We start from the raw sequence: 25,790 nt of genomic DNA, 5'->3' as shown, positions 1-25,790 counted from the left end.
GGACAATGTCCGGGTTTTTTTATCGCCAGCGTTTGTCAGTTGCCCAACAGGCCACTGGTGTCGGCGTCAAAGCGTTGCCTGGTCTGATCCGCCGTCGGTTTGAGCTGCGCGAGCAGGGCTGCCGCGCTGTACAGCCCGGGCAGCGCCAACTCCTTGGGCGTTGGCTCGATCGGGATCAGCACATCTTCATCCGCTGCGTGCAGCCAGATCGCAACAATGTGCAGCGCCGAAACGAACAACACTCGCAGCTCAACGGTTTTGCCCTGCAACTGCGGCGCCTGCTCGGCCAGTTTCAGCGCATCCACCGTGGCCGCCGCCAGGTTGCCGTGGTTCAACGAAGCGAACTCGACGTGACCGCGGACTTCGGCCAATTGCGCATCGGCAATCGACACACCGTCGGCAAACACCAGGTAATGCCAGTCGCCCAGCCGGGCGTCCTTCAGGCCTTTGCCGTGGCTTAGATCTTCCAGGCTCAGCGAGTAGCCGCGATAGGCCTCGCTCAGACTGATTTTCGCCGGTGCAGCACTGGCGAACTGGCGATTGATGCCAAAGCCCTGGGTTTGCAGCGCGGCTTGCAGTACCGGACGCAAGGTCTGTACGCCGTTGGAGGGCGCCTTTGGATAAGTCAGTTGCATGATGTTGCCCTCCTAGTTTTTCGCTGTGAAGTAAGTGTGAGTCCAGTTGCCGCCACCGTTGTAGGAACCGGGGAACGAGTTCAGCGCGCGGGTCGAGTAGCCGTAGATCGAGTCCGCGACCAGCACGTAATTGCCGTTGGTGCCGTAGATCGCCAGAAAGTGCGCACCGCCGCCATACCAGGCGCAACGCAGACCGACGGGGCGGCCCATGTTGATCTGGTTCTGGATGGCCGACATCTGCAACGAACCCTGATTCATCCCGTTGTAGCTGCGGGTGGTTTGCAGGGCCGAATCCAGATAGCCGTAAACGTTGCACGGCCCCGGCTGGCTGCAGCAATTGCGGTCCAGTTGGGTGCTGGCCACGCCGCACTGGGTCCAGGACCCGGTGCCGTAGTAATTGCCGACCGAGGCGGAAACCGCCGCCCAGCACCAGTTGGTCTGGGTCTGTTGCTGCATCGTGAAGTTGAGGCTGGCAGCGGCCAGGGCCCTGGCCTGTGGGGCCGCTTCGACCTCGACCAGTTGCGGGTCGAGCAGGTGGCCGGTCAGGCACCCGGGCAGGGTGTTGCCGGTGAATTGCGTTGTTTCAGTGGTTAACATTTTTCAATCCTCCATGAATGAAAACAAACGTCCAACGTGTGGATGTTGCGAGCGATCGGCTGTGAATGGGTTGCCATCTCCGATGGCCGGTTCCGATCAGGCTCGAGGTAACCCTAGGTCCGAATATGCATTGATGCAAATATAAAAATGCATTAATGCAAGTTCTCGGACGAAAGGACGCAGGCTTTGGCATCGATTACGAGCGGTAGATGCCAAAGCCTGCGCTGTCGAACGGGCTGTCAGCCCTCGGTTTTCTTCTCGGCCGAATCCAGTTCCTTCAGCCGTTGATCGATCAACTGGCACTTGTCCGGCAGGTCTGCCGATGCCGTGCCCAGGTCCATTTTCTGCAACTCGGCGTTGATTTCCTTGGCCTTGGTCGGGTTCTGTTCGGTGAGCTTCGCGACTTCCTTGGCCAGTTGCTCGCGCTTGGCGGTGGCTTCTTCCGGGGTGCAGGCCCAGACGGGCAGGGCGCAGGCGAGGGTGGCGGCGAGGGTGAGTTTGAGCAGGGTTTTCATGGGGGCAGGCCTCAGATCCGGTTAAGGCGGGTTAACCGGTTGAGGGCTCTGGCCAATGAAAAGTTCAGTGTCTTTAGGGGATCAGTCTCCGTGGCAGCAACTGGATTTTTGCTCCCCGTCATACCGATCATGATGCCGCACCCACTCCATGATCTCGTCCTCATTTCGGCCCTTGGGCGTGAGGTCGAGGTAGTTGTAGGCCCCGACCAGCAGGTCGAGCCCGCGAGCGTAGGTTGAGTAGGTGTGGAAGATCTCGCCGTTGTCGGCTCGGTAAAACATGCTCAGCCCCGGCATTTCTTCCTCGGCGCTGTCAGTCTTTTCGTAGTTGTACGTAGCCTTTCCGGCTTCGGCATCCTCAGCATGGGTGCATACGCCGAAGTCGTAGTTGAAATCGCAACCGTCCGACGATACCCAATCGAACTTCCAACCCATACGCCGCTTGAAGGCCTGGAATTCGGCGAACGGCGCGTGGGACACCACCACCACGGCAATGTCGTGATGGGCCAGGTGTTGATTGGCGCCGTCGATGTGGTCGCTGAGGAACGAGCAGCCCGGGCAGCCTTCCTCCCAGCTTTTGGCAAACATGAAGTGATAAACGACGAGCTGGCTGTGTTGGCCAAACAGGTCAGCGAGTTTCAATTCGCCGTTCGGCCCCATGAAGCGGTAATCCTTCTCGACCCTCACCCAGGGCAGGGCGCGGCGTTTGGCGCTGAGGCGGTCGCGTTCTTTGGTGAAGGCTTTTTCGTCAGCGAGATGCTGCTTGCGGGCGGCGACCCATTCTTCGCGTGACACCACCGGATGATTCTCAACGTTCATGATGATTTCTCCTGCGGGGGGTGAAACCGTCTCTCTCAGACTAGTCGCTCGCCGCTGTCGTAAATCGACAGACCGCCGGTCGGTCGGGGCCGTGAATGAAGCTGAACGGCTATTGCCCGCTCGGGTCACAACCTTTGAAAGCGCCATTAATCACGCGCACCGGAGGTTGAATCAGGATGACGACTTATAACTGGGATTTGATTGAACGCCTGCTGCATGAAGTGCAGAACGGCGCCGGCCACAGCTTCGCTCCGCGCTCTTACGCAGAAGACTATGCAGCGGAAAAAGCGGCGGCGGGCGAGCCGATCGAGAATCTGGATCATCTGAAAACCATCGCCTGTGAATACGAGCAGAAGCTGTTGCTGCGCGGTTTTATCGGGCCTCGTGGCGACGATGAGGGCAGCACCGGCAACAACTTCAGTCTGACCCCGCGCGGCTCGAGTCTGTTGAGCCTGATCGACAGCAGCATTCCCGGTAATGATCATCCGCGTCAGGTGCTGGATGAGCAGGAAGATGCGCTGGATGAGGCGACGTTTGATCGTGTGGCGTCGAAAGCGCAGATTGCCTGAACGCCCTGTGCGATCCCTCGGGAGCCTGGCTGCTGGGCTCCCGCGGGTTCAGTGAAGCTCAGTCTGCCTTCGCAGCCTTCAAACACTTCAAATCATTGAAGTCCTTGCGCACCCCGTCGATTTTCTTCAACAAGCGCTGGCGTTGTTGCGGCGTGCTTTCAGCCATCAGATCGACCGCCAGCGAGCGCGCCTGGGCTTCGGTGTCGGCGTAGGCTTTGCGGTAATCCGCTGTCCATAAGCGCTCGCGATAAACAAGAAGGGTCTCGATCCGCTGTGGGAATTCCGGGCTGTTGCGCTGGGCGACGGCTGCACTGAACTGTTGTTGCCAGTGCGCACGGTTGGCGATCCATTGAGTGTTCTGGTCGCCCAATGCTGTCGACCACGCCATCACCCGTTGCTCCTGCGTCACGCTCAGCGGCCCGAGCCAGTCATTGAGGCGTTTGTCCATGCGCGCGCCGCGTTCGGCAATCTGCTGGGTCAGTGGTGGCTTCACATATTCCTGCTGACGTTTGCGCAGATCCTTGGCAAACGCGTCGTTCATTTCCGCGACCTGTTTGTCATCCAGCCCTTGCAGCAATTCAATCGCTGAAGGGGTGATCTCCCGGGCAGTTTCGGCAATCGCCTGCTTGGCTTCGGCTGTACGGGCCTGGAGCGCAGCGTCGGTGACCTGATTGGTTTCGACCATGGTTTGCAGGCGATCCAGCCAGTCCAGATAACCCGGCAATTGCGTGGTGCAGTGCCAGCTCAGGTGTTCCTTGAGACGTTCGTTGAACCAGCCTTTCTGCTCGCCGGTCATGTCCAGGTAGTCGCTGAGCGTCCATGGAATGAGCACGTCGAGATTGCGGTAGGCGAGGCCCACGCGGCTGCAAGCGCAGAGGGCAAGGGTGAAAACCAGAAGGGCGGCGATCTGTTTGAACCAGCGAGACATGGGCGAATCCTTGCGTGAGCCTGGCTTCGAAGTCTGATGCTTATGTGAACGCAGGATGGGCCCAGCAGTTCAGCCAATCAATAGAACGCGCGTTCGGCCTTGAGCGTGACCAGCCCGTCGCACTGGCTGTTGTGCCCGGAGTAGGCGGAGCAATCGCTGCCGCTGAGGCTGGAATTGCTGTAGATCAGGTCCAGGTCGACACCCATCACCGGCCGGGAAAATTTCACCGACCAATCGGTAAAACTGCTGACATACCCGCCGTCCACCGAGACCGGTGTATTGAGCTGATGGGTGGTGTATTTCATGCTGATCCCGATGCCGAACGGCTGGTTGCCGCGCAGATCGGCAAACAGGGTGTTGTTCTGTTTGTCCGGATCGTTACTCAACGCAATGCCGAAACGGCTGCCGAGCAGGGTCAGGCCGCCGAACAATTCCTGGCTGTCGAGGGTGTCAACCTTGGGATAGCTGTAATGGATCATCCCGACTTCGTAGCCGAGGGTTTGATCGAAGGGCTGTTTAAAGCCGACGTAGGAATCGATTTCCAGATTCTTGCCCGGCGTCAGCCCCATGCTCGGCGCGTACTGGCCGACATAGAGGCCACTGTCATGGGTTAGATCAAGGCCGCCGTGGAACGAACCGGCCGCCGAGGGTTTGACCAGTCCCTGGGCCATGCTGCGGCTGGGCGTGGTGCCGAGCTTGAGGTCGAAGTCGCCGAGTTCACGCTGGAAAATCTGCGCGTGCGTCATCGGGCTCGCCAGCAGGCCTGCAAGAAATAAACAGAGGGGTTTGAGCATGCGTCACTCCTTGAACAGCGAGCGCAGGTTGATAGGGCCTGCTGAAACGCTTGATCCAGACGCGTGCAAGGATACCGGCGAATGATCGGCATCGAGGGCCGTTCGTCGATTTCTATGGTTTTGTTGATTTGATTAAACGCGAGAGAGGTCTTGCGAGGGTTCCGGTCCAGACGCTTCGAAGCTCAAAGCGCCTTGGGACTGGGGTGTTGCGGGGTGTTACTTCTTGCCCAGGCTGATTTGCTTGGACGGGCCGAACGTCTGGCCGCTGACGCCCTTGGCAATTTGCTGGATCTCGCCGCCGGACTTGAGGAATGCCGCGATCTGATCGTTGATCGATTCGCTGGTTTCAACGGCTGGAGCTGGCTTTGCTTTGCTGGTGGATGCTTTTACACGCATGGCGGCCATTAACCTGTAGAAAAGTAACTCGGCCAGGCATCGTACAGGAATAACTTGACAATTGCTTGGTAAATATCCTCCGGAATAACCCAGCGTGAGGGTGGATTATTCTCGATTAATTATTCGAAACATCCCGCTAACCCGCTGTTTTAAATAACAACATTTATCGGTCTCGATGCCTTTTTCGAGGGGGGGGCACGCCGCGGAGTCGTCGAGGTGGTCTGACGAGTGGCGCCCGCTCGACGGCAAACCAAGGAAAATCAAGGCTTCGCGCAAATTTTCAGTCGACGGGAGGATCTGCCGTCCAACGAAGCCAGCAAAACCGGGTAGAATGCCGCCCACGCAATGAGGGTATTGGAAATGGCTTTAGTCGGGCGCTACAACAGTTTGCAAGTGGTTAAACACACTAACTTCGGTTTATATCTGGACGGCGGTGCCGACGGCGAAATTCTTTTGCCCAACCGTTATATCCCCAAAGATATTCCCAGCGAAGATGAAGACTGGCTCAATGTTTTCATTTATCTGGACAGTGATGACAAACTTATTGCCACCACTGAAAAACCAAAAGTTCAGGTCGGTGAATTTGCCAGTTTGAAAGTTGTTGAAATCAACAGTATCGGTGTGTTCCTCGATTGGGGTCTGCCGAAGGATCTGTTGCTGCCTTACTCCGAAGAAAAACGCCAGATGACCGCCGGCGAATACTGCGTGGTGCATGTCTACCTCGACAAACACACCCGCCGCATCACCGCCACCGCGCGTCTTGATCGCTACCTCGACAAGACCCCGGCCAACTACAGCGTGGGCCAGGAAGTTGATCTGCTGGTGGCCGAAGCCACCGACATGGGTTTCAAGGCCGTCATCAACAACAAGCACTGGGGTCTGATTCACAAGAACGAAATCTTCAAGTTCATGCGTTCCGGCATGCGCGAGAAAGGCTTCATCAAGGAAGTGCGTGCCGACGGCAAGATCAGCCTGAGCCTGCAACCGGTGGGTCAGGAAGCGGCCAGCAGCCTGAACTCGAAGATCCTCGCCAAGTTGCGCGAAAACGATGGCACCCTGGCCGTCAGCGACAAGAGTGATCCGGCGCTGATCAGCAGCCTGTTCGGTGTCAGCAAGGGCAACTTCAAGAAAGCCATCGGTTCGTTGTACAAGGAAGGCAAGATCGTCATTCATGCTGATCGCATTGAACTAACCTGAGCCTGACGTGGCCCATGTTGCATGGGCTCACTTGAGGTCGGGCAGATGAAAAAAGCACTGATTGCCTACGTCGCCACGCTGCTGACGTTTCTTCTGCTCGACGGCCTCTGGCTCGGCGTGTTGATGGCGCCGACCTATCGCGAACTGCTTGGTCCGCTGATGCTTGAAAGACCGTTGCTGATGCCAGCAGCGGTTTTTTATTGCCTGTACGTTTTCGGGTGTGTGGCGTTTGTGGTGTTGCCGGCATTGAGCTGGCAGCGAGCCGCCCGCATGGGCGCGCTGCTCGGGCTGGTCGCCTATGGCACTTATGACCTGACCAACTGGGCGACGTTGCGCGGCTGGTCGGTGCAGGTGACGTTGATGGATTGGGCATGGGGGACGTTTGCCACGGCGCTGGCCTGTACGGTCGGATTTGTTGTGGCCAGCCGGATTGGCAGATCAGCCCGTTGATTGCGGTCGCCTGACCTGACGTCATCGCTGGCAAGCCAGCTCCCACAAAGTCCGTGTCGCGCTCAGCCTTCCGGAACCTTCACATCACCTGTGGGAGCTGGCTTGCCAGCGATTGGCGGCGCAGCGGTCAGCGATTCGCCGCTGACGTTGCAGGAGCATCAAATGTCTCTTCCAGACGGCTTTTTCTGGCTGACTGGTTAATAATCCACGCATCATTTTTCGCCCCGGACGAAGAGCCGGGGCTTTTTTTTGACTTTTGGGAAAACTGCCATGTTGTGTGTGTTCGAGGTGTTGCGGTGAGCGTCAGTCGGCGCAGTGCCGACGGGTTTGCCCTGCAAGTGATGATCGGCCTGTGCCTGATCTGGGGCGTGCAGCAGGTGATGATCAAGTGGGCGGCGACCGATATCGCGCCGGTGATGCAGGCGGCGGGGCGGTCGGGGATTTCCGCGTTGCTGGTAGGACTGCTCATCTGCTGGAAGGGCGGCTGGGATCAGGTCGGCAGCACCTGGCGCGGCGGCTTGCTGGCCGGTGCCTTGTTCGGGCTTGAGTTCCTGTTCATCTCCGAAGGCTTGCAGTTGACCACCGCCGCGCACATGTCGGTGTTCCTCTACACCGCGCCGATCTTCACCGCGCTGGGCGTGCATTTCCTGTTGCCCAGCGAGCGTCTGCGGCCGGTGCAATGGCTGGGGATTTTCCTCGCGTTCGTCGGGATTGCCGTGGCGTTTGCCGGCGGCGTGTCGTGGGACAACCTCGATCACCGCATGCTGTTGGGCGATGCCCTCGGCGTGCTGGCCGGGGCCAGTTGGGGCGCGACCACCGTGGTGGTGCGTGCTTCGCGCCTGTCGGAGGCGCCGGTGACGTTGACGCTTTTTTACCAGCTGATTGTCGGCTTCGTCGGCCTGCTGTTGATCGCGCTGCTCAGTGGCCAGATCACCCACGTCAGCCTGACCGTCGTGGCGGTGGGCAGCGTGCTGTTCCAGGGGCTGGTGGTGTCGTTTTTCAGTTACCTGACCTGGTTCTGGCTGCTGCGCCGTTATCTGGCGGCCAACCTCGCCGTGTTTTCCTTCATGACGCCGTTGTTCGGCGTCACGTTCGGCGTGGTGTTGCTCGGCGAAAAACTGAGCATGAACTTCATCATCGGCGCCGTGCTGGTGTTGCTCGGCATCACCTTCGTCAGCGCGGAACAGTGGGTGCGTCGGCGTTTGCGCAAAGCGCTCGGCCAGTCGTAAGCGGTTTCCAGGCCAGGCCGCCGGCAATCAGCAGGCCGCTGCCGGCGATCACCAGTGCCGGTTGCAAGCCGCCGCTGAAGTGGCTGCTGACCGCTGCCAGCAACGGTCCGCTGAGCTGACCGACGGCGAAGCACGCGGTAAGCAGACCGGCGTTGCGCTGGGTGGCGTGGGGCGCCAGTTCCCGAGAGCGTTGCATCACCAGTTGCATGCAGGCCAGAAATGGCGTGCCACAGAGGATAACGCCCAAAGCCAGACCGAGGCCGCTGCCCAACAGGCAGGCAAACACCCCGGCGGCCTGCAGCCACAACGTCGCCATCAGCCAGTGACGGGTGGTTTCCGGATCATGCCGACGCAAACTCACCAGCAACACACCAATCGCTGCGCCGAGGCCAAAGCACGGCCAGAACAGATCCGCCTGCCATTGCCCGTGAAACTGCGCGTTGGCCATCTGCGACAGAAACGTGGCGGGAATGATGTAGCCCACACCGTACAAGGCGTACACCGCCGCCAAACGTCCGATGCCGCGATTCGAATGATTGACGGCGGAAGGTGCGACGGTTGCGCCGACGCCCGGTTGCGGCAGGATCCGCACGATTCCCAGCAACATCACCAGCGCCACGGCGGCGTAGATCAGCCACAGGGTGGCAGAAGTCTGCTGCGCCAGATGTGAGAACAGCGCCAGCAGCCCTGTCAGAAAAATCCCCAGCCCCGGCCCGGCAAACACCAGCGCTCCCAACCGTGGACGACCCGCCGCCGCAGCCAGCGGCTGACTCAGCGCAGTAATCATCACCAGCACCCACGCGCTCGCCACACCAGTGCCGAAACGCAGCAGCAGATGCGACCAGAAACCATTGGCCCAGAACGACGCCAGCGTCAGTAGCACACACAACCACAAGCCACCGTGCAGACGCCGTTGCACCTGATCGGGCCGGCGAGAAAACATCGCGTCCACCGCGCCGAGCAGATAGCCGAGGTAGTTGGCTGCCGCAATCAGACCGGCGGCGGTCAGGTCGATCTGCCCTTCGCTGATCAGATGGGGAAGTTGCGGTGTGAGGGCGAAACGCCCGATGCCCATAGCCATCATCAGGGCAATGAAACTGGCGGATAAGCGAATCAGCGGCGACATGGTCTGGATTCCGTTGGAGGTTCAATGACCGTCAGGCTAGGACTGATTGACTTTCTTTAAAATTGAATAATAGTGAGTAACTTGTTCTGTTCGGGAGAAAGGTTGTGGAGTTCAGCCAACTGCGAATCTTCCAGGCCGTGGCGGAGGAGGGCTCGATCACCCGCGCCGCCGAACGATTGCATCGCGTGCCGTCGAACCTGTCGACCCGGCTCAAACAGCTCGAAGAGCAATTGGGCGTCGAACTGTTCGTCCGTGAGCGTCAGCGTTTGCAGTTGTCACCTGCGGGAAAAGTCCTGCTGGATTACACCGGCAAGCTGTTTGCCCTGCGCGATCAGGCCAGCGCGGCGGTAATGGGCGGCCAACCGGCGGGGGATTTTGTGCTCGGCACCTTGTACAGCACCGCCGCGATCCATTTGCCGGCGTTGCTGGCGCGGTATCACAAGCAGTATCCGGCGGTGAATCTTCAAGTGCAGTCCGGGCCCAGTGGCGAATTGCTGGAAGGCCTGCTCACCGGGCGCCTCGACGCGGCGCTGGTGGACGGCCCGCCGCAACTGGCCGGGATCGACGGTGTGCCGCTGTGCAACGAGCGGCTGGTGCTGATCAGCGAGCCGGATCACCCGCTGGTGCGCAGTGCCAAGGATGTCGAGGGGCGGGCGGTGTTCACCTTTCGCCATGGCTGCGCCTACCGTGCGCGGCTGGAGTCGTGGTTCGCGCATTATCACGCGGCGATGGGGCGGGCGATGGAGATCGAGTCCTACCAAGGGATGCTGGCTTGCGTGATTGCCGGCAGCGGCGTGGCGCTGATGTCGGAGTCGATGCTCGCTAGCCTGCCGGGCCGCGAAAGTGTCGCGGTGCACCCGCTGGCCGAGCCTTTTGCCAGTGCGACAACCTGGCTCATGTGGCGGCGGGGCATGGTGGGTGCCAATCTCAATGCGTGGATTGAACAGCAGCAGGCGCTCTATCCCGTGGCTGGCGAAGACACCCGGGAAATCGCTTGAACGATCGGTCAGGGATTCTGATCAATCTGGTAACAGATCATTGCGGATTTCACCGAGCATTGCGTAGGACTTCGGACTATTATCAGTGCGAAGCGGCCTCAGAATTCCGGACGCTCAGCACCACCCTGAAGGGGGCATGACGATGAAAGAGAAAATTCAAAACTGGCTGCACGATTTGGGTGTTGCCCTCGGCTTGATCGAACCGCCTCTGCAACCGATCCCGATTCGCACTGATGACGAACAGCGTCGGCGTCAGCAGCGTCGGCGCTAATGCCCCGATCTGACTAGCAAAGATTTGAAGATAGAGAGATCGCAGTCTTCGTCAGCGCCTGCATGAAATGTGCAGGCGCTGACGAAGACTGCGATCTTTTGCTTTTCAGTGTCGCCCGATCTCGATCAGAAACCGGCTCAAGTCGTTCGCGGTTTTCGCGGTCTTGAGCATGTGATCTTCTTCGGCGGTGAATGCCGTCAGTCCGAATTCATCTTCCAGATGGAAGATCAGGTCTTCGATATCCGCCTTCTCCAGACCCAACTCCGCCAGGCTGGTGCGGTCATTGAAGTCGCGGTTTTCCAGCAGACGCTTGATGAACCTGTGCACGGCGGCACGTACGGCAGCTCTTCTCATGGCAGATCTTTTTTGGGTGGGTCTGACTGGAGTACAGCAGGCCTCAGGCGTGCCGGCGCAACCATTCGTCAATCATCTCGCGCAGATGCGCCCCTGAAAAACTGCCGAAATGTCCGCCATGCACGGTGCGGATCGGCAGCGCTTTCAAGCGCCGCAGGCTGGCGGCGTAATCCTCGAGATTCGAGTGGTAGGCGTCTTCGATCAACGGCCCGTCATAGATGATGTCGCCGCTGAACAGGGTTTCGGTGGCCGCTTCGTAGAGGCTGATCCCGCCCGGCGAATGCCCCGGCGTGTGTAGCACTTGCAGCGTGCGATTGCCCAGGTCCAGCACATCGCCGTCCTCGACAAACCCGGTGGCCGGCGCAGCCTTGACCCGGTATTCGGCGTAGCACAACGGGCAATCCGGGTGCGCTTCGAACATGTCGTCGCCGACGAAGGCCCGGCTCAAGTCATTCTCGCCATCCGGCGCCGCCAGAATGTCTGCTTCTGCCGGGTGTACCAGCCGCTCGGCAAACTCGTGATGCCCGGCGATGTGGTCGAAATGGCAATGGCTGGCCACCGCCACCAGCGGCCGCTCGGTCAGCCACGGCAATTGTTCGCGCAGGCTGACCAGTCCGGAACCGCTGTCGAGCAACAGATCCTTGTCACGCCCCTGTACATGCCACAGGTTGCAGCGGTAGAAGGGCCGGATGTACGGCTCGTGAATCAGGCGAATTCCATCGCTCAGGTGCTGCACCTCGAACCACTGATTGCGAGAAACAATCTTCATAAAGCATTTTCTCCAGACGAAAAAAAACGGGTGTGGCAACCGACGCCACACCCGCCGAAGAAAGCATCAAGTCGTTGTGTTCAGCTTAGATCGCGCTGGCCACCACGTTTGGGCGGCGGGACATCAGGCTGACCACCACAAAACTCACCAGACCCACAGCCAGGCTGTAGTAGATCGGCGTGTTGGCGTCCAGACCGTCCTTGAACATGAACAGCAGGGCCGTGGCGAAACCGGTGCCCATGCTGGCGATGGCGCCGGCAGTGGTGGCGCGTTTCCAGAAGATCGCACCCATCAGCGGGATCAGCATGCCGCCCACCAACAGGTTGTAGGCCAGGGTCAGGGCGCTGATCACGTCGTTGACCACCAGCGCGATACCCAGCACCACAACACCGGTCAGCAGGGTGAACAGGCGGTTGATTGCCAGGCTCGACTGTTTGCCCCCACGCAGTTTCGGCAGCAGGTCTTCGGTCAGGGTGGTGGCAGCGGCGAGCAGGCCGGCGCTGGCGGTGGACATCATTGCGGCCAGGGCAGCGGCGATCACCAGACCCCGGATGCCGTCCGGCAGCGACAGTTTGACGATCGCGGCGAAGGCGTTGTTGACGTTGTCCAGATCCGGAATCAGCACGTGCGCCGCCATGCCAATCAGGGCGCAGGCCAGGCCGTAGAGGATGCAGTAAATGCCTGCGATGCTACCGGCGTACTGGGCGACTTTGGCGGTCTTGACGGTGAACACCCGTTGCCAGATGTCCTGACCGATCAGGATGCCGAAGAAGTAGATCATGAAGTAGGTGATGATCGTGTCCCAGCCGATGGTGGTGAAGCTGAAGGCGGTGGCCGGCAGTTTCAGCACCAGTTCGTCCCAGCCGCCGACGCGGTACAGGCAGATTGGCAGGAGGATGAACATCAGGCCGACGGTCTTGATGATGAACTGGACGATGTCGGTCAGGGTCAGCGACCACATGCCGCCGATGGCCGAGTACACCACCACCACGCCTCCGCCGAGCAGTACCGAGATCCAGAACGGCAGGCCGAACAGCACTTGCAGCACGGTGCCGATGGCGAGGATCGAGGTCACACCGATCATCAGCGCGTAGGCCAGCATGATCGCCGCGCTCGCCGAGCGGGCCATCGGGTTGTAGCGTTTTTCCAGGACTTGGGTAACGGTGTAGATCTTCAGTTTCAGCAGCGGCTTGGCCAGGAACAGGTTCAGCGCGACGATGCCGCAACCCAGTGCCGCGCACAGCCAGAAACCGGAGATGCCGTGCACATAGCCCAGGCGGACGGTGCCGACGGTGGACGCGCCACCGAGAACGGTCGCGGCCATGGTGCCCATGTACAGGCTCGGGCCGAGGTTACGCCCGGCAACCAGGAAGTCCTCGTTGGTCTTGGCCTTGCGCATGCCGAAGTAGCCGAGCAAGAGCATGCCGGCGGCGTAGATGAGGACGACGAATAAATCCAAAGCCATGATGGCGTGTCTCCGATTGTCTTTTTTATGTTGAAACAAGTTTGGTTTCTTGTGGGAGCGAGCTTGCTCCGGGCGGCGATCCGACGATAGCGGTCTGTCAGTCACATCGTTGCTGGATGTGCCGCCGTCATCGCGGGCAAGCCCGCTCCCACAGGGTTAATCAGGCAGCCTGACGCAGCGCCGCTTCAGCCGGCGCATGGGCGCCTTTGCTCCGGGGATCCTTCGGGCCGTAGACCAGCGACGGTTCCGGGAACAGGCTCAGCAGCATCAGGTACATCACCGAGGCCAGACCGAGGGTCACCAGCAGGCTGATGTCGATGCCGCCGGCCAGTTCACCCAGCGGACCAACGAACTGCCCCGGCAGGTTGACGAAGCACAGGCCGACCGCCGCGCTCGGGATCCACGCACCCAGGCCGCGCCAGTTCCAGCCGTGGCTGAACCAGTAGCGTCCGCCTTGCTCGCCGCGCGTGAACACTTGCAGGTCGTCCGGGCAGTAGAAGCCGCGACGCACCACCAGGCCGATGATCATGATCACCATCCACGGGGTGGTGCAGGTGATGATCAGCACGGCGAAGGTCGACACGCTCTGCACCAGGTTCGCCGCGAAGCGCCCGATGAAGATGAAGGCAATCGACAGCACGCCGATCAGCAACGTCGCCTTGACCCGCGACAGCAGGCGCGGGAACACGCTGGACATGTCCAGCCCGGTGCCATACAGCGACGTGGTGCCGGTGGACATGCCGCCGATCACCGCAATCAGGCACACCGGCAGGAAGAACCAGCTCGGCGACACTGCCAGCAGACCGCCGACGTAGTTGTTGGCCGCGATGTAGTCCGGCGCCTGGATCGCCACGATGGTCGCGGTGGTCAGGCCGAACAGGAACGGGATGAAGGTGGCGATCTGCGAGAAAATCACTGCCGCCATAATCCGCTTGCGCGAAGTCTCACGCGGGATGTAGCGGGCCCAGTCGCCGAGGAACGCGCCGAAGGAAATCGGGTTGCTCATGGCCACCAGCGCGGCGCCGATGAACGCGGCCCAGAAGCCCGGCTGGCCGAGGTTGACGGTGCCGGCGTAGTGCGAATCGAAAGGACCGGCGAAGGCGAAGATGCCCAGCAGGAACAGCAGGCTCGCGCTCCACACCGCAACCTTGTTCACCCACAGCAGGAAGCGGAAGCCGTAGATGCACACGGTCAGCACCAGAATCGCGAACAGACCGTAGGCCAGGCCCAGGGTCAGGTCGGTTTCCGGCAGGCCGATCAGGCGTTTCGCACCACCGATCAGCGCATCTCCCGAACTCCACACCGAGAGCGAGAAGAAGGCGATGGCGGTCAACAGCGAGAGGAACGAACCGACGATCCGCCCGTGCACGCCGAAATGCGCACCGGACGACACGGCATTGTTGGTGCCGTTGAGCGGGCCGAACAGGCCCATCGGTGCGAGGATCAGCGAGCCAAGCAGCACGCCCGACACAATCGCCCAGACGCCCGCCTGAAAGGACAGGCCGAACAAAACCGGGAAACTGCCGAGCACGGCGGTGGCAAAGGTATTCGCGCCGCCGAAGATCATGCGGAACAAATCCACGGGACCGGCGGTGCGTTCGTTGTCCGGGATCTGTTCGACCCCGTGGGTTTCAATCTGCGTAAGGCTTTGGTCTTTGTTGTTGTTATTCATGATCTGCTCCGATCATAAAGGCGCGCCTCATCGTGTGTGAGGCGTCACCTGTTTGGCTAAGGGGATGGCAGCCCTTCCGGCATTGCGGACAAATGTTCGTGGCAGGCCAGCCAATGGCCTTGTTGTTCTAGGCTCGACGCTTGTTTCCTGAAAACAATCGTCTCGCGCTCCTGGCTGAAGTGTTGCTCCCCTTGCATGCGCAGCTCGGTGGCCACGTCATGGATGAAAATCGCCACGTCACCCTGCAGGCTGACGAAGGCGTTGCTCGAGGTGCAGGACAGCACCTCGAAGCCATCCTCGGCGCGCCAGTTGTCCCACAACGCCTGATAGGCATCGCGCGACAGCAGGGGCTGTTCGAGGGTGTAGAACACGAAGCTTGCGTCGCTGCTGAATGCACCGAAGTAGGCTTCGCGATCGTTACGGGCAAACGCCGCCACCAGATCGGCAGCAGCTTTCAAGACCTGATTGAGCTCGTTCATGACCGATCCTCAGCGATGGACCACGCCAGGCAGTACGCAGAGCATTTCGTACAGCAGGTTGGCGGCCAGCAGCGAGGTGTTGCCGGTGGTGTCATAAGCGGGCGAGACTTCTACCAGATCGCAGCCGATCAGGTCGAGGCCCTGGCAGCCGCGAACGATTTCAATCGCCTGAATGGTCGTCAGACCACCGATTTCCGGGGTGCCGGTGCCAGGCGCCCAGGCCGGGTCGATGCCGTCGATGTCGAAGCTCAAGTACACCGGGCCGCCACCGACTTTCTCGCGCACTTCGGCCATCAGCGGCGCCAGCGACTTGTGCCAGCACTCTTCGGCTTGAACAACGCGGAAGCCCTGATCGCGACTCCAGTTGAAGTCGTCAGCGGTGTAACCCTGGGCACGCAGACCAATCTGCACCACACGGTCGCAGTCCAGAAGGCCTTCTTCGACGGCGCGACGGAAGGTCGTACCGTGGGCGATCTTCTCGCCGAACATGTGATCGTTGACGTCAGCGTGGGCGTCGATGTGCACCAGACCGACCTTGCCGTGCTTTTTGTGGATGGCACGCAGGATCGGCAATGTGATGGTGTGGTCGCCACCCAGGGTCATCGGGATCACGTTGTGCTCGAGGATGTTGTCGTAGGCTTCTTCGATGATGCGCACGGCGTCGAGCAGGTTGAAGGTGTTGATCGCCACGTCACCGATGTCGGCAACCGACAGCGAGTCGAACGGCGCAGCGCCGGTGGCCATGTTGTACGGGCGGATCATCACCGATTCGGTGCGGATGTCGCGCGGCCCGAAGCGGGTGCCGGGGCGCAGCGAAGTACCGATGTCCAGTGGCACGCCAACGAAGGCAGCGTCCAGGCCGGCAGCGGTCGGTACATGGGGAAGTCGGAGCATGGTGGCGATGCCGCCGAAGCGCGGCATTTCGTTGCCGCCCAGTGGTTGGTGAAGAATCTTGTCCACGGGTAAGGCCTCATCGTCTTTGTTTTATTTATGTCGGCGCACCGCATTCGCAAGGTCACGGGCACCGCTGTGGGGCCGATTCTGCGAAATGTAGTGGCGGGGAAGAATCGCTACGGGCAAATACTTAGTTCAGATTTTTCTAAACTAATGGGGAGGGGCGGGATAGACTTTGCGCTTCTCTGGATGTTCGTTCGGCGCGGGATCGTAGCCCTCACCCCAGCCCTCTCCCGGAGGGAGAGGGAGCCGACGGAGTTGTTCTTCAGAGGTACATCGACCTGCAATATCGGTCGAACTCAGGAAGGTCGTGAGGCAGACGCAGGATTTGAAGCCATGGAGATCGGCTCCCTTTCCCCCTCTCCCCCTTGGGGAGAGGGCTGGGGTGAGGGGTGGTTCCAACAGACGACGCAGTTCCCAGCCCCGGAGTAGACATGGCCAACGCTTTACCCGACCTGAAACTTTTGCGCATCTTCGTCAGCGTCGTGCGCCATCAGGGGTTTGCCAACGCGCAGCAGGAACTCAACCTGTCGACCTCGGCGATCAGCACTTACATGAGCCAGCTCGAAGCCGCGCTCGGCCTGGTGCTGTGCCATCGCGGCCGCGGTGGTTTCAGTCTGACCAGCAAGGGTGAACTGTTCCATCAGGAAACCCTGCGCCTGCTGGCCGAACTCGAAGGTTTCGAGCAGTACGCCGCCGCGCTCAAGGGCGAACTGCGCGGCACGCTCAATCTGGGGGTGATCGACTCCACGGTCAGCGACAAGGCCTTGCCGTTCGCCGAAGCCATCGGTGCCTACAGCCAGGAACACCCGGCGGTGCATTTGCATCTGTCGGTGATGAGCCCCTACGAATTGCAACTCGGTGTGCAGGACAACCGACTCGATCTGGCGATCGGCGCGTTTTCCACGCGCATGAGCGGTCTGGTGTACATGCCGCTTTACCGCGAACAACATTGGCTGTATTGCAGCAACCGTCACCCGTTGTTCAACGAGCGGCGGATTCCCGAGCAAGTCATCACCCAGCAACGCATGGTCGGTCGCGGCTACTGGAGCCAGGCTGAACTGGCCCGCCACGGTTTCAAACACAGCGCCGCGACCGTGGAAAGTATGGAGGCGCAGCTGATTCTCGTGCTGTCCGGCGCCTACATCGGTTACCTGCCGGAGCACTACGCCCAGGCCTGGGCCGACAAGGGTGATCTGCGGGTGCTGTTGCCGGCGACCTTCGGTTATCAGGCGCCGTTTTCCATGATCATGCGCCGTGGCCGCAGCCGCGAGCCGCTGATCCAGACTTTCCGCGATCTGCTCAAAGCGCAGCTCAATCAGGCATAAGAACATGTCCAGACCTCAATGCCCGCGCTGCCTGCGCCCACAAACCCACTGCCTGTGCCCGCTGATCCCGAGCCTCGACAGCCGCACCCGCGTGTTGCTGTTGCAGCACCCGAGTGAGGTCAATCACGCGCTCAACACTGCTCGGCTGGCGGCGCTCGGTTTGAACAATGCCGAACTGATCGTCGGTGAAGTGTTCGAGGATTTGCCCGCGCTGTTGAATCGGCCGGGGTATCGGGCGCGGTTGCTGTTTCCGGCGGACGATGCGCAACCGATGCAGGCTTACACCGCGTCAGATGAACCGCTGTTGCTGGTGGTGCCGGACGGCACGTGGCGTAAGGCGCGCAAGATGTTGCATCTGAATCCGCTGCTGGCGGCGTTGCCACGGGTGACGCTGGCGGAGGGCGGGATTTCACGGTATCGGCTGCGCAAGGCACCGGGGCCGGGGGCGTTGTCGACCATCGAGGCGATTGTTCAGGCGTTGCAGACGCTGGAAGCTCCGGCCTCTTTCGATCCGTTGCTCAAGCCGTTTGAGGCGCTGATCGAGGGGCAGATTGCGGCGATGGGGGAGGAGACCTTCCAGCGCAATCATTCTGAAAAATGATCATTGCTCCTGCTGGCCCCATCGCTGGCAAGTCGAATCGTCGCACCGCAGCTCCCACAGGTTACTGGGTGTTCACAGTTTTTGTGTTCAACACAAACATTGTGGGAGCTGGCTTGCCAGCGATGGGGCCAGATCATTCACTGCAAAGTCCGGATAATCACTAGCGCTCGCGCATCGCCTCGGTCCGCGCCTTCAGCACCGGTTTGAGCAGGTAATCCAGCACGCTTTTCTCCCCGGTGATGATGTCCACCGTCGCCACCATCCCCGGGATGATCAGCAGCGGTTTCACATCCCCGCCCAAGTGGTTTTTGTCGGTACGCACCTGGATCAAGTAGAAGCTGTTGCCCTTGTCATCAGTGATGGTGTCGGCACCAATCAGTTCAAGCTTGGCACTGAGTCCGCCGTAGATTGTGTAGTCGTAGGCACTGAACTTGACCATGGCTTTCTGGCCAGGATGCAGGAACGCCACGTCTTGCGGACGGACCTTGGCTTCGATCAGCAGGTTGTCTTCCAGTGGCACGATTTCCACCATGTCGCTGCCCGGCTGAACCACGCCACCGATGGTGTTGACCTTCAATTGCTTGATCACCCCGTGTACCGGCGAGGTCACGGTGGTGCGGCTGACGCGGTCGTCGATGGCGATGCTCGACGCGGTGATTTTCGACAGGTCGGTGCGTTTCTGGTTGAGGTCCTTGGCCGCGTCCGAGCGGAAGGTCTGTTCCGATTCGTCGATCTTGCTCTTGATCTCGTTGATCGCCGATTCGGCCCGGGGAATGGCCAGGGTCGTGGCGTTCAACGACCCACGAATCTCCACCGCGCTGCGCTTGAGCCGCAGGATCTCAACCGGCGACACCGCACCGGTGCCCACCAGCGGCGATGACATGTTCATCTCTTGCTGCAACAGCGCCAGGCTGGAACTGTACTGACCCTGCTTGGAGCGAAACTCCGCCAGTTCCTGAGTCTTCTGCCGCAGTTGTTCGGTGAGAGTGCGCTGTTCACTGGCCAGCCGCCGCTGGCGCTGGTCGTACAGCGCACGTTCATCTTCGGCCACCTGTGGCGCCTTGCTGACGACTTCGTCCGAGAGCTTCATTGGTCGGCCTTCCGACTCCGCCGACAGACGCTCGACCTGGGCCATCAACGCATAGCGATCCGCCTCGCTCTCACCCTTGTTCGACAGAAACCGCGTGTCATCCAGGCGCAGCAGGGTGTCGCCCTTGTTCACCATTTGCCCTTCACGCACGAAGATCTCAGTGACGATCCCGCCCTCAAGGTTCTGGATCACCTGGACCTTGCTCGACGGAATGGCCTTGCCTTCGCCCATGGTCACTTCTTCGAGCACCGCAAACTTGGCCCAGACCAGCGCGCTGATCAGCAGCGCCGCCGCCAGCCACACGGTGATCCGCGACCAGCGCGGTGAATCCTGCAACGACGCGCCGGCGGTTTCCGGCATGAATTCGGCTTCGGCGCTTTTGCCGAAACTGTCGAAGTAACCGCGCGGTTTTGAAGACGAGGAAGCAGACATGGGCAACTCCTAGACCGCCGCCGAGCCGACCCGGCCCTTGCGCAGTGCATCGATGACCGCTTCTTTCGGACCGTCGGCGACGATCCGGCCATTGTCCAGCACCAGCAACCGGTCCACCAGGCTCAGCATCGAGGTGCGGTGGGTGACCAGCAGCAAGGTTTTGCCTTGCACCCAGCCGTGAAGTTTCTGGCGCAGGACGTCTTCGCTGCTGTTGTCCATGGCGCTGGTGGGTTCGTCGAGCAGCATGATCGGCGGGTCGAGCAACAGCGCCCGGGCCAGCAACACCGCCTGGCGCTGGCCGCCGGAAAGCAATTGTCCGCGCTCACCCACCGGCCGGTCGAAACCTTGCGGATGCTGGCGGGCCAGCTCGGTGACGCCGGTCAGTTCGGCCACTTCGAGCATCCGCGAATCGCTGACGTAGCGGGCGCCGAGGGTCAGGTTGTCGCGCAGGCTGCCGGCCAGCAGCGGCAGGTCATGGGCGACGTAACCGATCTGCTGGCGCAGGTCGGCGACATCCAGTTGCCGCAGGTCGAGGCCGTCGAGCAGCAGTTGGCCTTCCTCCGGTTCGTAGAAGCCCATCACCAGTCGCGCCAACGTGCTTTTGCCGGAACCGCTGCGGCCGATGATGCCGATCCGCTCGCCGGGTTTGACGCTGAAGCTGACGTTGCTCAGGGCCGGGGCGTTCTGGCCGTTGTAATGGAAGGTCACCGCATTGGCGTCCAGCGCGCCTTGCAATTGCGTGCGCTCCAGCGGCCGTTGTTTGCCGTCGCGCTCCTGAGGCAGGGACATCAGCGCGTCGGTGCTTTTCATGGTCAGTTGCGCTTGCTGATAGCGGGTGATCAACCCGGCGATCTGGCCCAGTGGCGCAAGCACGCGGCTGCCGAGCATGTAACTGGCGACCAGCGCGCCGACGCTGAGGTTGCCGGCGATGATGCTGTAGACCCCGGCGACGATGGTCGCCATCCCCGAGAATTGCTGGATGAACAGCGTGCCATTGGTCGCCAGCGCCGAGAGGTTGCGCGCGTGGCTGTCGAGGCGGGTGAGGGCGCCGTGGGTGCTTTCCCATTTGTACTGGCGCTCGCTTTCGGCGCTGCACGCCTTGAGGGTTTCCAGGCCGCCGAGGGTTTCGATCAGCAATGCCTGACGCTCGGCGCCGAGGCTCAGGCTTTTCTGTACGGTGTCGCGCAAACGAACCTGAATGATCATCGCGAACACGATCGTGATCGGAAACGCCAGCAGCGGAATCACCACCAGCCAACCACCGAGCAGACCGATCACCACCAGCATCAGCACCACGAAGGGCAGGTCGATCAGGCTGGTCAGGGTCACGGCGGTGAGGAATTCCCGCAGGCCCTGAAAGTCATGAATGCTCTGGGCAAATCCACCGATGGTCGCCGGCCGGGCTTTCATCGCCATGCCGGTGATGCGCTCGAACAACGTCGCGGAAAGGATCACATCGGTTTTCTTGCCGGCGGTGTCCAGCAGGTGCGCACGCACCACCCGCAGCACCAGTTCGAAACCGGTGCCGATCAGCAATCCGATGGCCAGCACCCACAGGGTCGACGTGGCCTGGTTCGGCACCACGCGGTCGTAGGTCTGCATGACGAACAGCGGCACCATCAGGCCCAGCAGGTTGATCAGGAAACTGGCGAGGATCGCGTCGCTGTACAGCCATTTCGACAGCTTCAGGGTGTCGCGAAACCAGGCCTGCACCCTTGGCACCAGCGGTGAGCGCAGGTCTTCCAGTTCATGCCGTGGCCGGGCGAACAGGGCCTGGCCGGTGTAGTGTTCAGTGAGTTCTTCGCGGCTGACCCACTGTTCGCCGCCATCGGCTTCACTGGGCAGAATCAGGGCCTTGCCGTCATCGGCAAAGCGCCGCAGCACGGCGGTGCGGCCATTGCCCAACAGCAACAGCACCGGCAGGTTGAGCGGGGAGATGTCCTTGAGGTCGCGGCGCAGCAATCGCGCCTGCAACCCGGCCCGGGCTGCTGCACGGGGCAGCAAGTCCAGGCTCAGGCGTTGTTTGTCCAGGGGCAGCCCCGCACTCAGGCTGGCGCGACTGACCGTCGCGCCATGCAGTTTGCAGAGGATCAACAGACCGTCGAGTAACGGGTCATCGAAGCTCAACCGCGGATCGATCCCGGAGGCCCCGGGTTCCATGCTGGTCATATTGATCGCTCCCTGGCTACATCATCGGGACTACTTCAGTTCAGGCAAGCGTGCCTCGTTCTTCACCTCGGTAGCGGCAACCGCGTCGGCGGGCAGCACCACCCGTTGCTTGCTCAGCAACTGACCCATGTTCGCCAGCACGCGGTACATCGAATACTCCTCGGTGTAGCGGATTTCGGTGTAGCGGCGGTTGGCGTTGTACAGCTCGTTTTCACTGTCGAGCAGGTCGAGCAGGGTGCGTTGGCCGAGGCCGAATTGATCCTGATACGCGGCGCGTACACGCTTGGTGGTTTCGGCGTATTCGCGGGCGGTCGGGGTCTGCTTCTTGGCGTTGACCATGGCGTTCCAGGCCAGGTGAATGTTCTCGTTGAGCTGGCGCAGGGCGTTGTTGCGAATGTCCATGGCCTGGTTGATCTGGTGCGCATCGGAGGCCAGTCGCGCCTTGTCACTGCCGCCGCGGAACAGGTTGTAGTTCATCACCACGCCGACGCGCCATTCGTTGTCGTGGCCCTCGTCACCCTGCACGTTGTTGTTGGCGCCGACCGCCGCTTCCGCATCGAAGCGTGGATAGAACGGCGACTTGGCGACTTCGTACTGGCTCTCGGCCGATTGCACGTCGGCCTGGGCGGATTTCAGGTACGGGTTGTTCTCGACCATGCTTTGCTGGGCTTCAGGCAAAGAGGTAGGCAACTCGCCACGAGTCGAGGCCGGCTCTTCCAGCTCATCGGGCATGCGTCCGACCACGGCGTAGAAGTTCGATTCGGCATCCGCCAGATCGACTTCGGCGGTGTCGAGGTTGTTCTGCGCCAGCGCCTTTCGGGCGACCGACTGATCGGAGTCGGCGGTGCTGCCGATGCCGCGCTGGGTGCGCAGGCCGATCTGATCGTTGACGCGCAAGTGCGCTTGCAGGTTGTTCTTGGCCAGGGTCACCAGTTCGCGGCGCTTGAGCACTTCGAGATAGACCTCAATGGTGCGCAGGGCCAGATCCTGGGCGGTGCCTTGCGCGTAGTACGCGCGCGAATTGGACACGCCTTTGGTGCGCTCGACTTCGTTGGCGGTGTTGAACCCGTCGAACAGCATTTGCCGCAGGCGCAATTCCGACTGGGTGTAATTGAGAATTTCAGTGTTGTGGCCGCTCGGTGTCAGTGAACGAGTATTGGTATTGTCGCTGTAGCCGCGCCCGTACGAGGCATTCAGGTCAACGGAAGGATAGAAGCCGCCCTTGGCGACTTTCACCTGTTCATCGGCCGACAGTTTGGCGTCCACGCGCGAAGCCAGTTCCGGGTGAGTGGCAATGGTGCTTTGAATAGCTTCGGTGAGGTTCATGGCCTGAGCTTGGGAAGTGCAAGCCATGGCCAGCAAAACCGCGCTGCAGAGGGGGGTTAGAACGCGCATGGGTGCATCTCCCTGAGTCCTGATGGTGTATTGCTGTCGCCAATTTATTGACGATATTTTTTAGGTTTGGCGTTTCATCGCTGTTACAACAGAGCTAAGAACATCCTGAAGCGTAGCTAAGAAAAAATTTTCATATGGCTTATGCCAAAAAAAACTTATGCGCTTCGCCGAATCCGGCACATTGTTCCATTCGAAAGCCTTTGTTTTATGTGCTTTAGGGAGTGCAGAAAGGCTTGAGGAAAGTTCCACTCACTTTGCGACATACGGGCGAAGTACTGCTAAAGGGGAGGGACGCGTAGCGGCCAATGAGCGACAGTTTTTTGTCACTCGGGTGATTCACCACCGTTACGTAGCGTTAGTGGGCGTGCTGCATCGATCAGGGATTCCAAGTGCTTGATGGCGCTGGGATTTCTGAATTTGCACAACCTGCGAAACGAACTGTCGAGGTGCGAGCGTCGCCCCGACAACCCGCTTGAGCCATGGGCTGCTTCGCGAACCAGTGCCGACGGTGGTCGGCAGCGGAGGAAATGCACATGGCAACGCTCATCGGGATCGTCACTAAAGTCATTGGTCAGGTTTTCGCTCAATCGGCAGACGGAAGTCGGCGTGCATTGGTTGAAGGCGATCGACTGTTTGCCGGGGATCAATTGATCACGGGTGCAGAGGGGGCGGTTGCCGTCCATCTGCAAAATGGCCAGGAACTGACCTTGGGCCGGGACAGCAGCCTGACCATGACCGGACAATTGCTGGCCAACCACGCGCCGCATGTGGATGCCCCGGAAGCACTGACTCCGAGCGATGCCCAGCTCACCGATGTCGCACAGATCCAGAAAGCCATCGCCGCCGGTGACGACCCGACCAAGTCCGCTGAAGCCACCGCCGCAGGCCCCGATGCTCCCGGTGACACCAACGGCGGCAAGGGTGGTGGCCACAGCTTCGTATTGCTGACCGAGGTGGCCGGCCGGGTCGATCCGGTCATCGGTTTCCCCACGGCCGGTTTTGGTGGCATTCCCGAGTTCCCTGAAGAACGCCATAACGTGGTAGTCGATAACGGCGACAACACGCCGGCGCCGATCCTCCCGCCACCGGTCAATAACCTGGTCACCCTCACGGGCCTCGACGTGCCCGGGGGCGAACTGACGCTTAACGAAGCCAATTTGCCGGACGGCTCTGCTGCCAATCCCGGCGCGCTGACCCAGGCCGGCAGTTTCAGCATCTCGGCGCCCGACGGCCTGACGAGCCTGAGCATCGGTGGCATCAGCGTGATCGTCGGCGGCGTGCCCGTCGGTTTTCCGCAATCGATCACCACGCAGCTGGGCAACACCTTGACCATCACCGGTTACAACCCGGCGAACGGCACGGTCAGCTACAGCTACACCCTAAACGGCAACGACGCCCATCCGTCAGGTGACGGCGCCAATAGCCTCAGCGAACATTTCACGGTGATCGCCGGCGACAGCAACGGCGATACCGCGACTGGCTCGCTGGATGTGAACATCACTGACGACGTGCCCAAAGCGGTGGATGACAGCAACGCCAGCACGGCTTCGGAAACCAACCTGACGCTGACCGGCAATGTGCTGACCAACGATGTGCAAGGTGCTGACCGCGTCCCGACCGGCCCCAATGCCGGCCCGATTACTGCGGGCACTTTCACCGGGACTTACGGCACCCTGGTGCTGAATGCCAATGGCACTTACACCTACACGCTGAATACCAATGATGCGGACTTCAAAGCGCTGCACGGCGGCGGAAACGGGACTGAAACCTTCACCTACACCATCACCGATTCCGACGGCGACAGCAGCACTGCGAATCTGGTTTTGCAGATCCACAACAACGACGATCCGGTGCTCATCAACGGCTTGAACGTCGAGGGTGGCGAGCTGACGGTTTTCGAGAAAAACCTTTCCCTCGGCAGCGCCCCGGATTCGGCGGCGTTGACTCAGAGCGGCACGTTTACCATCACGGCTTTGGACGGCGTGACCACGCTGACTGTGGGCGGCATCGCCGTTGTCACTAACGGTGTTGCCGCAGGCTTCCCGCAATCGGTCACGACTCCGCTGGGTAGCACGCTCACCATCACCGGATTCAACGCCACCACCGGCGTCGTCAGCTACAGCTACACCCTCGATCACAACGACGCCCACCCCACCGCCAACGGCGCGAACACGCTAAACGAACAATTTGCGGTCACCGTCGTGGACGATAACGGCACCACCGCCAACGCTTCGTTGGGTGTCAACATCGTCGACGATCTGCCGAAAGGCGTGGACGACAGCAACGCCGGCACGGCTTCTGAAACCAACTTGACTCTGACTGGCAACGTCCTGACCAACGACGTGCAAGGCGCCGACCGCGTCCCGACAGGGCCGAACGCTGGCCCGATCACTGCCGGTACTTTTACTGGGACTTACGGCACTCTGGTGCTCAACGCCAACGGCACTTACACCTACACCGTCAACCCTAATGACGCCGACTTCAAAGCCCTGCACGGTGGCGGCAACGGCACTGAAACCTTCACCTACACCATCACCGATTCGGACGGCGACACCAGCACC

General features: G+C 60.7%; 25 protein-coding genes and 1 pseudogene. 9 read left to right on the top strand and 17 right to left on the bottom strand.

All coding sequences use genetic code 11. The annotated features are described in order from the left end of the window. Nucleotides 1–35: 35 nt before the first annotated feature. The 4 genes from JJN09_RS00125 to JJN09_RS00110 form a co-directional block, all read right to left on the bottom strand. Nucleotides 36–635 (bottom strand): hypothetical protein, encoded by a 600-nt coding sequence (locus JJN09_RS00125; RefSeq protein WP_249484940.1) that lies wholly within the window; start codon nucleotides 633–635, stop codon nucleotides 36–38. Nucleotides 636–647: 12 nt separating this feature from the next. Continuing rightward, nucleotides 648–1,232 carry a papain-like cysteine protease family protein gene (locus tag JJN09_RS00120; RefSeq protein ID WP_249484939.1) on the bottom strand — a complete coding sequence of 195 codons (585 nt, stop codon included), beginning with the start codon at nucleotides 1,230–1,232 and terminating at the stop codon, nucleotides 648–650. 239 nt (nucleotides 1,233–1,471) lie between these two features. Then, entirely contained in the window at nucleotides 1,472–1,747 is a 276-nt protein-coding gene (locus JJN09_RS00115; protein ID WP_201138459.1) for a hypothetical protein, read from the bottom strand. Nucleotides 1,748–1,828: 81 nt separating this feature from the next. Then, a complete protein-coding gene (locus JJN09_RS00110) occupies nucleotides 1,829–2,563 on the bottom strand; it encodes a thioredoxin family protein (protein ID WP_249484938.1) in 735 nt (244 codons plus the stop codon). 176 nt (nucleotides 2,564–2,739) lie between these two features. Between JJN09_RS00110 and JJN09_RS00105 the strand changes: the two genes are divergently transcribed. Then, nucleotides 2,740–3,132, top strand: coding sequence for a transcriptional regulator (locus JJN09_RS00105; protein WP_249484937.1), 393 nt, complete (start codon nucleotides 2,740–2,742; stop codon nucleotides 3,130–3,132). Between the two features lie 58 nt (nucleotides 3,133–3,190). Here JJN09_RS00105 and JJN09_RS00100 read toward each other — a convergent pair whose 3' ends face one another. The 3 genes from JJN09_RS00100 to JJN09_RS00090 all read right to left on the bottom strand — a co-directional run bounded on the left by JJN09_RS00100 (nucleotide 3,191) and on the right by JJN09_RS00090 (nucleotide 5,259). Further along, nucleotides 3,191–4,060 carry a DUF6279 family lipoprotein gene (locus JJN09_RS00100; RefSeq protein WP_249484936.1) on the bottom strand — a complete coding sequence of 290 codons (870 nt, stop codon included), beginning with the start codon at nucleotides 4,058–4,060 and terminating at the stop codon, nucleotides 3,191–3,193. Nucleotides 4,061–4,137: 77 nt separating this feature from the next. Next, the gene (locus JJN09_RS00095; protein WP_249484935.1) at nucleotides 4,138–4,854 is read right to left on the bottom strand and encodes a TorF family putative porin; all 717 of its coding nucleotides are present in this window, start codon (nucleotides 4,852–4,854) and stop codon (nucleotides 4,138–4,140) included. A gap of 216 nt (nucleotides 4,855–5,070) precedes the next feature. Beyond that, nucleotides 5,071–5,259, bottom strand: coding sequence for a hypothetical protein (locus JJN09_RS00090; RefSeq protein ID WP_016985943.1), 189 nt, complete (start codon nucleotides 5,257–5,259; stop codon nucleotides 5,071–5,073). A 351-nt stretch (nucleotides 5,260–5,610) separates the two neighbouring features. On the opposite strand from JJN09_RS00090, the gene JJN09_RS00085 reads away from it, so the two are divergent. The 3 genes from JJN09_RS00085 to JJN09_RS00075 all read left to right on the top strand — a co-directional run bounded on the left by JJN09_RS00085 (nucleotide 5,611) and on the right by JJN09_RS00075 (nucleotide 8,126). Continuing rightward, nucleotides 5,611–6,447 carry a S1 RNA-binding domain-containing protein gene (locus tag JJN09_RS00085; protein ID WP_249484934.1) on the top strand — a complete coding sequence of 279 codons (837 nt, stop codon included), beginning with the start codon at nucleotides 5,611–5,613 and terminating at the stop codon, nucleotides 6,445–6,447. Between the two features lie 45 nt (nucleotides 6,448–6,492). After that, the gene (locus JJN09_RS00080) at nucleotides 6,493–6,897 is read left to right on the top strand and encodes a DUF2177 family protein (RefSeq protein ID WP_249484933.1); all 405 of its coding nucleotides are present in this window, start codon (nucleotides 6,493–6,495) and stop codon (nucleotides 6,895–6,897) included. Nucleotides 6,898–7,193: 296 nt separating this feature from the next. Then, nucleotides 7,194–8,126, top strand: a complete 933-nt coding sequence (locus tag JJN09_RS00075; RefSeq protein ID WP_249484932.1) for a DMT family transporter — start codon at nucleotides 7,194–7,196, stop codon at nucleotides 8,124–8,126. On the opposite strand, the gene JJN09_RS00070 is transcribed toward JJN09_RS00075, so the two are convergent. Further along, nucleotides 8,071–9,252, bottom strand: coding sequence for an MFS transporter (locus JJN09_RS00070; protein WP_249484931.1), 1,182 nt, complete (start codon nucleotides 9,250–9,252; stop codon nucleotides 8,071–8,073). The genes JJN09_RS00075 and JJN09_RS00070 overlap by 56 nt on opposite strands. A 104-nt stretch (nucleotides 9,253–9,356) precedes the next feature. On the opposite strand from JJN09_RS00070, the gene JJN09_RS00065 reads away from it, so the two are divergent. Both JJN09_RS00065 and JJN09_RS29645 read left to right on the top strand, forming a co-directional pair. After that, complete coding sequence (locus tag JJN09_RS00065; RefSeq protein WP_249484930.1) at nucleotides 9,357–10,250, top strand: LysR family transcriptional regulator; 894 nt, start codon at nucleotides 9,357–9,359, stop codon at nucleotides 10,248–10,250. Nucleotides 10,251–10,392: 142 nt separating this feature from the next. After that, nucleotides 10,393–10,521 carry a PA1414 family protein gene (locus JJN09_RS29645; protein WP_007905120.1) on the top strand — a complete coding sequence of 43 codons (129 nt, stop codon included), beginning with the start codon at nucleotides 10,393–10,395 and terminating at the stop codon, nucleotides 10,519–10,521. Between the two features lie 105 nt (nucleotides 10,522–10,626). Here JJN09_RS29645 and JJN09_RS00060 read toward each other — a convergent pair whose 3' ends face one another. From JJN09_RS00060 to speB, 6 genes are all read right to left on the bottom strand, one after another. Next, entirely contained in the window at nucleotides 10,627–10,875 is a 249-nt protein-coding gene (locus JJN09_RS00060; RefSeq protein ID WP_249484929.1) for an acyl carrier protein, read from the bottom strand. A gap of 43 nt (nucleotides 10,876–10,918) precedes the next feature. Then, nucleotides 10,919–11,644, bottom strand: a complete 726-nt coding sequence (locus JJN09_RS00055; protein ID WP_249484928.1) for an MBL fold metallo-hydrolase — start codon at nucleotides 11,642–11,644, stop codon at nucleotides 10,919–10,921. A gap of 85 nt (nucleotides 11,645–11,729) precedes the next feature. Further along, nucleotides 11,730–13,109, bottom strand: coding sequence for a sodium:solute symporter (locus tag JJN09_RS00050; RefSeq protein WP_249484927.1), 1,380 nt, complete (start codon nucleotides 13,107–13,109; stop codon nucleotides 11,730–11,732). Nucleotides 13,110–13,269: 160 nt separating this feature from the next. After that, nucleotides 13,270–14,781 (bottom strand): cytosine permease, encoded by a 1,512-nt coding sequence (locus JJN09_RS00045; RefSeq protein ID WP_249484926.1) that lies wholly within the window; start codon nucleotides 14,779–14,781, stop codon nucleotides 13,270–13,272. A 56-nt stretch (nucleotides 14,782–14,837) separates the two neighbouring features. Next, complete coding sequence (locus tag JJN09_RS00040) at nucleotides 14,838–15,260, bottom strand: nuclear transport factor 2 family protein (protein WP_249484925.1); 423 nt, start codon at nucleotides 15,258–15,260, stop codon at nucleotides 14,838–14,840. Nucleotides 15,261–15,269: 9 nt separating this feature from the next. Beyond that, on the bottom strand, nucleotides 15,270–16,220 hold the full coding sequence (gene speB / locus JJN09_RS00035; protein ID WP_003222717.1) for an agmatinase: 951 nt from the start codon (nucleotides 16,218–16,220) through the stop codon (nucleotides 15,270–15,272). A 428-nt stretch (nucleotides 16,221–16,648) separates the two neighbouring features. Here speB and JJN09_RS00030 point away from each other — a divergent pair, with 428 nt between their 5' ends. Both JJN09_RS00030 and JJN09_RS00025 read left to right on the top strand, forming a co-directional pair. Next, nucleotides 16,649–17,542: a LysR family transcriptional regulator gene (locus JJN09_RS00030; protein ID WP_039772530.1), complete on the top strand. Its 894-nt coding sequence runs from the start codon at nucleotides 16,649–16,651 to the stop codon at nucleotides 17,540–17,542. Nucleotides 17,543–17,546: 4 nt separating this feature from the next. After that, nucleotides 17,547–18,143 (top strand): tRNA-uridine aminocarboxypropyltransferase, encoded by a 597-nt coding sequence (locus JJN09_RS00025; protein WP_249484924.1) that lies wholly within the window; start codon nucleotides 17,547–17,549, stop codon nucleotides 18,141–18,143. 160 nt (nucleotides 18,144–18,303) lie between these two features. Here the strand turns inward: JJN09_RS00025 and JJN09_RS00020 are convergent, their stop codons facing one another. The 3 genes from JJN09_RS00020 to JJN09_RS00010 are packed head-to-tail and all read right to left on the bottom strand — an operon-like array spanning nucleotide 18,304 to nucleotide 23,229. Beyond that, a complete protein-coding gene (locus tag JJN09_RS00020; protein WP_249484923.1) occupies nucleotides 18,304–19,665 on the bottom strand; it encodes an HlyD family type I secretion periplasmic adaptor subunit in 1,362 nt (453 codons plus the stop codon). 9 nt (nucleotides 19,666–19,674) lie between these two features. Further along, complete coding sequence (locus JJN09_RS00015) at nucleotides 19,675–21,834, bottom strand: type I secretion system permease/ATPase (RefSeq protein WP_249484922.1); 2,160 nt, start codon at nucleotides 21,832–21,834, stop codon at nucleotides 19,675–19,677. Nucleotides 21,835–21,864: 30 nt separating this feature from the next. Then, nucleotides 21,865–23,229, bottom strand: coding sequence for a TolC family outer membrane protein (locus JJN09_RS00010; protein ID WP_249484921.1), 1,365 nt, complete (start codon nucleotides 23,227–23,229; stop codon nucleotides 21,865–21,867). Nucleotides 23,230–23,762: 533 nt separating this feature from the next. On the opposite strand from JJN09_RS00010, the pseudogene JJN09_RS00005 reads away from it, so the two are divergent. Then, nucleotides 23,763–25,790, top strand: a pseudogene (locus JJN09_RS00005) (retention module-containing protein); the annotation flags it as partial.

The organism is Pseudomonas sp. HS6 (assembly GCF_023375815.1).
GTDB lineage: Bacteria > Pseudomonadota > Gammaproteobacteria > Pseudomonadales > Pseudomonadaceae > Aquipseudomonas.
Note: the sequence above shows the minus strand (reverse complement) of the source record. Positions and strands in the feature narration are given on the sequence as shown.

What these genes read in the sequence shown, in the direction of transcription:
- JJN09_RS00125 (WP_249484940.1), bottom strand. Translation starts at nt 635, where the DNA reads ATGCAACTGACTTATCCAAAGGCGCCCTCCAACGGCGTACAGACCTTG.
- JJN09_RS00120 (WP_249484939.1), bottom strand. Translation starts at nt 1,232, where the DNA reads ATGTTAACCACTGAAACAACGCAATTCACCGGCAACACCCTGCCCGGG.
- JJN09_RS00115 (WP_201138459.1), bottom strand. Translation starts at nt 1,747, where the DNA reads ATGAAAACCCTGCTCAAACTCACCCTCGCCGCCACCCTCGCCTGCGCC.
- JJN09_RS00110 (WP_249484938.1), bottom strand. Translation starts at nt 2,563, where the DNA reads ATGAACGTTGAGAATCATCCGGTGGTGTCACGCGAAGAATGGGTCGCC.
- JJN09_RS00105 (WP_249484937.1), top strand. Translation starts at nt 2,740, where the DNA reads ATGACGACTTATAACTGGGATTTGATTGAACGCCTGCTGCATGAAGTG.
- JJN09_RS00100 (WP_249484936.1), bottom strand. Translation starts at nt 4,060, where the DNA reads ATGTCTCGCTGGTTCAAACAGATCGCCGCCCTTCTGGTTTTCACCCTT.
- JJN09_RS00095 (WP_249484935.1), bottom strand. Translation starts at nt 4,854, where the DNA reads ATGCTCAAACCCCTCTGTTTATTTCTTGCAGGCCTGCTGGCGAGCCCG.
- JJN09_RS00090 (WP_016985943.1), bottom strand. Translation starts at nt 5,259, where the DNA reads ATGGCCGCCATGCGTGTAAAAGCATCCACCAGCAAAGCAAAGCCAGCT.
- JJN09_RS00085 (WP_249484934.1), top strand. Translation starts at nt 5,611, where the DNA reads ATGGCTTTAGTCGGGCGCTACAACAGTTTGCAAGTGGTTAAACACACT.
- JJN09_RS00080 (WP_249484933.1), top strand. Translation starts at nt 6,493, where the DNA reads ATGAAAAAAGCACTGATTGCCTACGTCGCCACGCTGCTGACGTTTCTT.
- JJN09_RS00070 (WP_249484931.1), bottom strand. Translation starts at nt 9,252, where the DNA reads ATGTCGCCGCTGATTCGCTTATCCGCCAGTTTCATTGCCCTGATGATG.
- JJN09_RS29645 (WP_007905120.1), top strand. Translation starts at nt 10,393, where the DNA reads ATGAAAGAGAAAATTCAAAACTGGCTGCACGATTTGGGTGTTGCCCTC.
- JJN09_RS00060 (WP_249484929.1), bottom strand. Translation starts at nt 10,875, where the DNA reads ATGAGAAGAGCTGCCGTACGTGCCGCCGTGCACAGGTTCATCAAGCGT.
- JJN09_RS00055 (WP_249484928.1), bottom strand. Translation starts at nt 11,644, where the DNA reads ATGAAGATTGTTTCTCGCAATCAGTGGTTCGAGGTGCAGCACCTGAGC.
- JJN09_RS00050 (WP_249484927.1), bottom strand. Translation starts at nt 13,109, where the DNA reads ATGGCTTTGGATTTATTCGTCGTCCTCATCTACGCCGCCGGCATGCTC.
- JJN09_RS00045 (WP_249484926.1), bottom strand. Translation starts at nt 14,781, where the DNA reads ATGAATAACAACAACAAAGACCAAAGCCTTACGCAGATTGAAACCCAC.
- JJN09_RS00040 (WP_249484925.1), bottom strand. Translation starts at nt 15,260, where the DNA reads ATGAACGAGCTCAATCAGGTCTTGAAAGCTGCTGCCGATCTGGTGGCG.
- JJN09_RS00030 (WP_039772530.1), top strand. Translation starts at nt 16,649, where the DNA reads ATGGCCAACGCTTTACCCGACCTGAAACTTTTGCGCATCTTCGTCAGC.
- JJN09_RS00025 (WP_249484924.1), top strand. Translation starts at nt 17,547, where the DNA reads ATGTCCAGACCTCAATGCCCGCGCTGCCTGCGCCCACAAACCCACTGC.
- JJN09_RS00020 (WP_249484923.1), bottom strand. Translation starts at nt 19,665, where the DNA reads ATGTCTGCTTCCTCGTCTTCAAAACCGCGCGGTTACTTCGACAGTTTC.
- JJN09_RS00015 (WP_249484922.1), bottom strand. Translation starts at nt 21,834, where the DNA reads ATGACCAGCATGGAACCCGGGGCCTCCGGGATCGATCCGCGGTTGAGC.
- JJN09_RS00010 (WP_249484921.1), bottom strand. Translation starts at nt 23,229, where the DNA reads ATGCGCGTTCTAACCCCCCTCTGCAGCGCGGTTTTGCTGGCCATGGCT.